This window comes from Haladaptatus sp. R4, assembly GCF_001625445.1.
Taxonomy (GTDB): Archaea; Halobacteriota; Halobacteria; order Halobacteriales; family Haladaptataceae; genus Haladaptatus.
Genome location: NZ_LWHG01000031.1, coordinates 228,875 through 235,802, shown reverse-complemented (window position 1 = coordinate 235,802; position 6,928 = coordinate 228,875). Strand labels below are relative to the sequence as shown.

Sequence of the window (6,928 nt, the reverse complement as noted above, 5' to 3'; positions counted from 1 at the left end):
TCGAATCCATTCCCGTGCCCGACCCGCGCGTTGCCGAGACGCGCGGCGTGCTGGAGGGCGACGTGCCGTCGCCCATCGACCCGCCGAGTGGCTGTCGATTCCGGACCCGCTGTCCGAAACTCATCGCGCCGAAGGAGTACGACTTCTCGCGCGATGAGTGGGACGACACGCGTCGGTTCCTCCGGGAAGTCCAGCGCCGGTCGTTCGAACCGACGACGGAGTCGGACCTCGTGGACCGTTTCTTCGATGGAACGACCCCGCAGGGTGAGGCGGGGAGCATCGTGGACGACGCCATCGGCCGAATAGTGGCTGGGGATTGGGACGGTGCGACGGAACTGTTGAACGAGTCGTTCGCCGAAACGAGCGTCTGTGCGAAAGAAATCCCCGACTACGAGGTGCCGACCCAACACGGAACGTCGCTCCACGAGGCAGCGTGTCATCGGCACCGAGACGACGTTATCGACGACATTCAACAGTAACGTCCCTCGAAGGGACCCGTCGAACTTTTTGACAACGCTCCTATCGAGTCATCGTTCCAAACCTAGTCTGTGCTATCTCTGATATTATTTCGACCGTATTTCGATGTCAATCTCGTATACTGTTCCGTCCACGGGGATCGGGATCATCGGACCGTAGCTACATCGATTAAGTAACGACTTCCTAAGACACAACAGGTGCTGGATACTTATACTTACGAACGTCGTCGCAGAATTATCCAATGGCAGTGTCACGCCGAGAGTTCATCACGTCAGCGACGGCGACAGCGATCGCAGGTAGGGTCGTAACCGGAACGGTCAGCGCGAAGCCGACTACTAAGGGTCGAATCGTTCTCGTTTACGACGATGGACCGGTAACCGATTACACGAAAGCGTTTCCGGTGCACAAAGAGGAGGGCGTTCCGGCCTCCATCGGAGTCGTCTCCAAATGGGTGGGTACCGATGGGTCGGAGAGCATGAGTCGGGCGGCAACCGCGGACGAGTTGTCGGAGATGGAGTCGTTCGGGTTCGAGATCATGTCCCACACCAGGGATCACACGTCGCTCACGTCCTTTCCACTCGCAGCGGACATCGAACCGGATGATACCCGGGCGTACCCGAAGGGACCTCACGCCTCCCATCCCTTCCACCCCGGGTACGAAGTCGAGATTTACGACGGGAACAAGTCTGTCACACGGAAAATCGTCGGATCGGGTCGAAACGACGACGACGACCGATACATGGTGCTCGACGAACCCGTCGGAACGACCTTCGACGCCGACACCGCCCGGGAGCGATTGACGCCGAAAACGATGCGGTATCTCCTTCACGACTCGAAACGGACGCTCGAATCGTACGGTTTCGAGGTGGACAACCTTCTTGCTCCCTTCGATCAGTTCTCCGGTTACGCGGAGCGGTTTACCGAGGAGTTCTATACCGGCGTTGCGAACGCCGTCGATTCGGACGGTATCAACTCTCGCGGGCAGATCGATCCGTACGGAATCCGACGCGACTACTTCATCGAGTACACCGATTGGGAGACCATCAGCGGGGAACTCGACACCATCGCGGAGACGAACGCGCTCGGTGTTTTCGGCGCACATACCCAGCGCGAAGAGGTCACGCCGGAGAAAATCCGCCGAATGATTCGGGCGGCGAAACGACGGGGTATCGAAATCGTGACCCTTCGGCAGGCGCTCGCGGACGCCGGGTTCGGTCCCGAAACCGCGACTACCACGACTACCACAACCACCACGACGAACGAAACGACGACCACTGAAACCGCCACGGGCAACGGAACGGCGACATCGACGGGAACGGGAACCGTGGTTGCGGATTCGACCGAATCGTCCGGCGGCGAAAATCTCCTCGACAGGTACGGCCCGGTCGGTGCCGTTGGTTGCGTGGGTGCGGGTCTCGGGGCGTTGTGGTGGCGGCAAAACGACGCCGAGTGAGTTACCGAAGCGTGATGGTGGTTTCGCCCCTCGGTCGTTCGTTTTCGGTGGCGAGGTATGCCGCGACGGTGTACTCGCCGGGGTCGGCGGCGACCCGGCGGGTGGGTTCGTTTTCACGTTGGAACCACCCGTCCCACGTCACGCTGGCCCGCTTTTTCTCCCGAGCGCGGAAGTAGAAGGCGTTCGGTCGGTTTCGAACGTAATAGGTTTCGTCGCTGGCTTCGAGTTCCCCGTTCACTTCCCATCCCCAGAGTCGCTGCTGTGGGGTCTCCACGACGACGGGAAACGGGCTTCGATTGTCGAACGTCACGGTGATGGGTATCTCGTCACCGATTTCGTACCTCTCGTCCGGCGTCGAAACCGAAACCGAGATGCTCCGCCGGGCGACCCGCTGCGGGACGAGCGCCCTGAGCGCTCGTCCCATGTAGTTGACGTTCTCGTCGAAACCGAACTGGTCATCCGAGTCCCTTCGTTCCATGGACGTATCGTTCCGCGATAGTTACTCGTGGACTGGCCTGTCTCTTGTGGTTTCGCGGGTCGAAAAAAGTGACCGCTCGAACGTCGATATCCATCGACCGCTGCCCGGGTTGGTGATATCGACTCGTTCGGTCGTAGAACGCGTACGAGCGGCCGGTTTCCGATTCGACGGTGACACGACACCGTCGTTTATCGCCCGTACGCTGACGATTTCGTCCCGTCTGCCGGAAATCCCCTTCTGGTCAGTGTTGGTGTGGCCGCGAACGTCGATCTCGCTCGACTCGGGACGACGTACCTTGCTTCCAACGTCGATTCGACGGCCACACCACCGCGAGTAGCGGCGGTCCGGTGTTGGCGGGGGCACTCGCCGCTGCTTGCTTCAGATTCCGTTTTGTCCAGTCGCGCCCGCCATTCTTTCCCCACTATGTAGGAGTAATATATCGAATTAAGCGTTTATCCTAAACAGATTGGGTTCCCGGATGAGAGAGCGAACTCGCTTCCGTTTCGTACTTCGAATCGGTTCGGGGTTCGTTCGGAACGGTTCGCAACCGGAACGACCAGTTATCGTCCTGGGGACGTTGCCGACCGACCGCTCCCAAATATTTATGACGCCGCGTGTTTTAGGCCAACCTAAATAATTCGTCTCGAAGGAGAGACGGGAGACTACCGATGAAAGTTCAAAACAAAACGAAGCGAGCGGACGTTTGGGCGTGTCTGTACGCCGTCTTCTTCGACACCGATCACACCGAAGAAACGAACGAATCGGCGACTGAGAAATGAGTTCGGTCGGCTGACGACGGTTTCGTCAGCGGTCGATCTTACTTCCAGCCGTGGTGACCGTGGCCGCGACCGTGGTGCCAACGGCCGTCGAACGACAGCTCGGCGATTCGGGTGTGATACGGGTCACGTTCCTCCGCGTCCGGGTCGATGTCGATGTCCGGCGAGTACTGGCTCACGGTCCAGTACGTGCCGGTACGCGGGTCCACGGAGATTCCGTTGTAGTCTCCCCAGCGCATAACCTCCCCTCCCTCGCCGTAGTCGTACCGTGATTTTCCTTCCTCGACGACGATGGAGTCCTCCAGTTTGTTCAGGGTGTACTCCTCGGTCCGGCCTGCGACCGCCATGCTCGGATACGTGTCGGGTCCGCTCACGTTGTGCGTGATGATGGTCGAGTCGCCGTCCGACTGGACGGTCGGGATGAAGTACGACGTTCCCGCCTCGCCGTACACGCCGCTCTGGACGACTTCCTTCGAACGCGTGTCCACTTCGTACCACTTGACGGCGGCGACCGGTTCGCCGTCGCCGGTCCAGTCGTAGGCGATGGTGTGGGCCGTCCACAGTGACCCATCGTTGTAATCGAGGTTCATCTGGCGCGTCCCGAGCGTGTCGATGCGCTTGTCCGAGTCCGGTTGTCGGGCCGTCGGCGGATAGGAAAACGGTTCGACCGGGACGGTGTGACACTCCAGTTTCGGGTCCTCCAGCGGACTCGTCAACTCCCAGAGCGTGAGCGCGCTCGCCGTCGGGTCGGGGAAGATGGAGTCGATGAGGTAGAACGTTCCGTATTGGCCCCCAGAGAACGGCTGGAGCGCCGGTTGAACGGTAAAGTCGTCACCGTCGACGTTCGGGTTGTCCAAGTCGGTGAAGTGATACCCCGTCACGTCGCGCCCGTGGTACAGCGCCTCCTTGTCGAGCGTGACCATCGTCACCGACACCTCGTCGGCGAAGAAGTTCTGTGCGAGGTAGATTGCGTCCCTGTCCAATCCGAGCGTGGGATAATCGACGAGTCCCTCGTTGTCTATCGGCGGAATCCGGTAGACGTTCCACTTCCCGTTCGGGTTCGCGTTCCGGGAGACGGCGACCAACCACCATCCCTGTGGTGGGCGTTCCAGCGCTTCCGCTTCGGTTTCCGCCTCGTCGTCCTCTTCGCCACCGTCTTCTCCATCGTCCCCGCCTTCGCCCGGTTCACCGCCCGCTCGTTCCTCCTGTTCTTCCCGAGTGATGATTTCCCCGTCCTCGGTGATGCCGGGTTCGTACTGTGTCGCGGCGACGACGAACCGGTTTTCCCGCCGGTCGTAGCGCGCCCGTGGGTCGAAGACGAACGGTTCGCCGTACACGTAGCCTCCTTCCGGTTCGTCGATAACTGGCGCGAAGATATCGTTCAACTGGACGGTCTGCTCCTCGTGTCCGGATCGTTTGTCGAACACGGCGACCTGCGTGTTGAGCGCGTGGATGACCTTTCCGTATCCGGCCGCTATCTGCGAGTCGGACGGGACGCCGCCGGACGTCCCTTCGGCGTTCACGCCGTCGTACTCGGTGGAAATCGACAGTTCGTCCTCGTCGCCGTGGTGTCGGTGCCAGTGACGGTCCTCTTGGTCGTGACGATGACGTCCGTGGTATCCGTGTGCCCGTGACGCCTCGATTTCCGCCCCGTTCACCGGAGACCCCGCACCCGTGTCCTCCGTCTTCACGCTCCGCTGTGGACGGGAGGCTATCTTCCCGAAGTTCACCGTCCCCCCGGAGTAAGTCCGCTCGAACGGTCCTTCGGCACACTCCCCGTCCGCCGCACGTACCGATGACGAACCGAGTCCCGGAACCGCCATGCTCCCTACCCCGAGACCGGCGAGTTGAATCGCCCGCCGTCGGTTCAGACGGAAACAGTCGTCGGAGTTCTCTTCCGGTCCATGATCGCTATTTTTGTCGTCCATCACAAATAATAAAGATGGTAGGTATACATTATAGTTATTCATGAATATTATATAAAAGAATTCGGTGACAGCGAGAAATCCGACAAGAATTGGAAACGTTTCGAAATATCGGACGAATTTTAGAACCTCGTCTTCGGTCCGGGGTGAAACTCGGATTCTGTGAGTAGTGGGGGCGAAAAAGCGGTGCTGTACGTAGAGGGAACGGACCGGTCTGGAGAGTACCCTTGGACGTCGATTCGTTCGCAAACGAATCAGGTTTTAGAAACCCAGCACGTATCTCACCATTATCCCAACTATATTATCCATATTGTGACAATTTAAGTAATCTGAGGTTCGTGAGTCGTCCAATGAGAGATTCCGACCGCCGATGGCGTCGCATCGATATCTCACGACAGTTACCGACCAGTCTCCGACGAGCGCGGTGATTCGGCATCCGATACGGAAGGGCGGGACGCTCGGCCAAGCCAATTCGTAACGCCCGTTCTGCGGGACGGTGGCCGGTAACTGGCCGGGTCACTTCGGCCCCGTTCACAGCACGACGAACCCGATTCCCACGGCGGCGACGACGCCGAGAACGACGACGACCGTTCTCCCCAGCGCTCGCGTTCCGAACAGCCACACGACGGCGATTTTGACGGCCGTGTTGACGCTCGCCGCGAGGACGATTCCGCCCGTCGCCGTCGCCGTCGAGATGTCACCGCTCCGTGAGAGGTTGCTCAACGAAATCGTGATGGCGTTGATATCGACCAGTCCGGAGACGATAGCGACCGAATAGACGCCGACCGCCCCGAACTCGGCGCTGAGCGCCGCGGAGGCGACGAGCACGAGCGCGAAGAAGACGCCGAACAGGAGCGCTGGCCAGAGTCGAAACAGGTTCTCGATGTCCGCGGCCAACGGAGCGTCCCCACGGATACCGCGATATTCGACGGCCGCGACGACCACGCCGACGACGGTCATCCCGGTGATCGGCACGACGACGGGGACGAACAGCGCCGGATTGACGACGAGGACCTCCAACAGGATTCGGACGAACATCGCGAGCGAGGCGATGACCGTGGCGATGCCACAGAGCCCCGTGAGCGAGTCGTCACGGCGCGCGTTCTCGGCCATCGAGACGGCCGTTGCCGTGGACGAGACCAATCCGCCGAGCGCGCCCGTCACTTCGAAGCCGACCTCGCTGCCGACGAGTTTCGCCAGCACGTACCCGGCGAGGCTGATACCGCTGACGAAGACGACCATCAACCAGACGAATCGCAGGTCCAGTCCACCCAACGCCGCGATTCGCTCGGATGGCAACAGGGGAAAGACGACGAGCGCCACGATGAGGAACTTCAGGCTCGCGCGCATCTCGCCTCGTCGAGGCGGTCCGCGAATTCGTGGATCGCCCGCTTCTCGGCCAGCAGGGCCATCGTCACCGTCCCGAGGACGACGGCCAACCGAAGCCCCGTGTCCGAGTGGGTCGCCATCGCGCCGTAGACGAAGGTCAACATCGTCGCAACCGCCGTCGTCATCCCGATGTCGCCCGTCGTCGCCACCCGGACGTAGGCGACGACGACCAACCCACCGACGAGGACGACCGCAATCGGCAGGAGGTCCGGAAAGAACGCCTGCACGAGCGCGCCGAATCCGGCGATGAGCGGGAGCGTTCTGCTCCCGGCGAAGGGGGTTCCGGGGTCGCTCCACTCCCGTTCGATGCCGATGAGGAGGCCGATTCCCAGCGCGATGAAGATAGCGACGACCAACGGAACCGCCATGACGTGTACGTAGGCGGGGAATAACCATCAATCGTCGCGTCGGTTTCCGGATTTCGGCTCGA

6 protein-coding genes and 1 pseudogene are annotated in these 6,928 nt (G+C 60.7%); 2 read left to right on the top strand and 5 right to left on the bottom strand.

The window, feature by feature from the left end:
• Positions 1-479: pseudogene (locus tag A4G99_RS21850) on the top strand (ABC transporter ATP-binding protein); the annotation flags it as partial.
• A gap of 239 nt (positions 480-718) precedes the next feature.
• Positions 719-1,930 (top strand): polysaccharide deacetylase family protein, encoded by a 1,212-nt coding sequence (locus A4G99_RS21845; RefSeq protein ID WP_066148288.1) that lies wholly within the window; start codon positions 719-721, stop codon positions 1,928-1,930.
• A 1-nt stretch (position 1,931) separates the two neighbouring features.
• On the opposite strand, the gene A4G99_RS21840 is transcribed toward A4G99_RS21845, so the two are convergent.
• From A4G99_RS21840 to A4G99_RS27915, 5 genes are all read right to left on the bottom strand, one after another.
• Positions 1,932-2,408: a hypothetical protein gene (locus A4G99_RS21840; RefSeq protein WP_066148287.1), complete on the bottom strand. Its 477-nt coding sequence runs from the start codon at positions 2,406-2,408 to the stop codon at positions 1,932-1,934.
• A 21-nt stretch (positions 2,409-2,429) separates the two neighbouring features.
• On the bottom strand, positions 2,430-2,771 hold the full coding sequence (locus A4G99_RS26245; protein ID WP_190303845.1) for a hypothetical protein: 342 nt from the start codon (positions 2,769-2,771) through the stop codon (positions 2,430-2,432).
• A 454-nt stretch (positions 2,772-3,225) separates the two neighbouring features.
• Positions 3,226-5,112 carry a hypothetical protein gene (locus A4G99_RS26240; protein ID WP_223302113.1) on the bottom strand — a complete coding sequence of 629 codons (1,887 nt, stop codon included), beginning with the start codon at positions 5,110-5,112 and terminating at the stop codon, positions 3,226-3,228.
• Positions 5,113-5,640: 528 nt separating this feature from the next.
• The gene (locus A4G99_RS21825) at positions 5,641-6,459 is read right to left on the bottom strand and encodes a DUF4010 domain-containing protein (protein WP_223302112.1); all 819 of its coding nucleotides are present in this window, start codon (positions 6,457-6,459) and stop codon (positions 5,641-5,643) included.
• Complete coding sequence (locus A4G99_RS27915) at positions 6,444-6,866, bottom strand: MgtC/SapB family protein (RefSeq protein ID WP_223302111.1); 423 nt, start codon at positions 6,864-6,866, stop codon at positions 6,444-6,446. The genes A4G99_RS21825 and A4G99_RS27915 overlap by 16 nt, the downstream gene beginning before the upstream one ends.
• Positions 6,867-6,928 lie beyond the last annotated feature (62 nt).

Bases quoted from the DNA above. Each gene is read 5' to 3' on its own strand.
- A4G99_RS21845 (WP_066148288.1), top strand. From the start codon at position 719: ATGGCAGTGTCACGCCGAGAGTTCATCACGTCAGCGACGGCGACAGCG.
- A4G99_RS21840 (WP_066148287.1), bottom strand. From the start codon at position 2,408: ATGGAACGAAGGGACTCGGATGACCAGTTCGGTTTCGACGAGAACGTC.
- A4G99_RS26240 (WP_223302113.1), bottom strand. From the start codon at position 5,112: ATGGACGACAAAAATAGCGATCATGGACCGGAAGAGAACTCCGACGAC.
- A4G99_RS21825 (WP_223302112.1), bottom strand. From the start codon at position 6,459: ATGCGCGCGAGCCTGAAGTTCCTCATCGTGGCGCTCGTCGTCTTTCCC.
- A4G99_RS27915 (WP_223302111.1), bottom strand. From the start codon at position 6,866: ATGGCGGTTCCGTTGGTCGTCGCTATCTTCATCGCGCTGGGAATCGGC.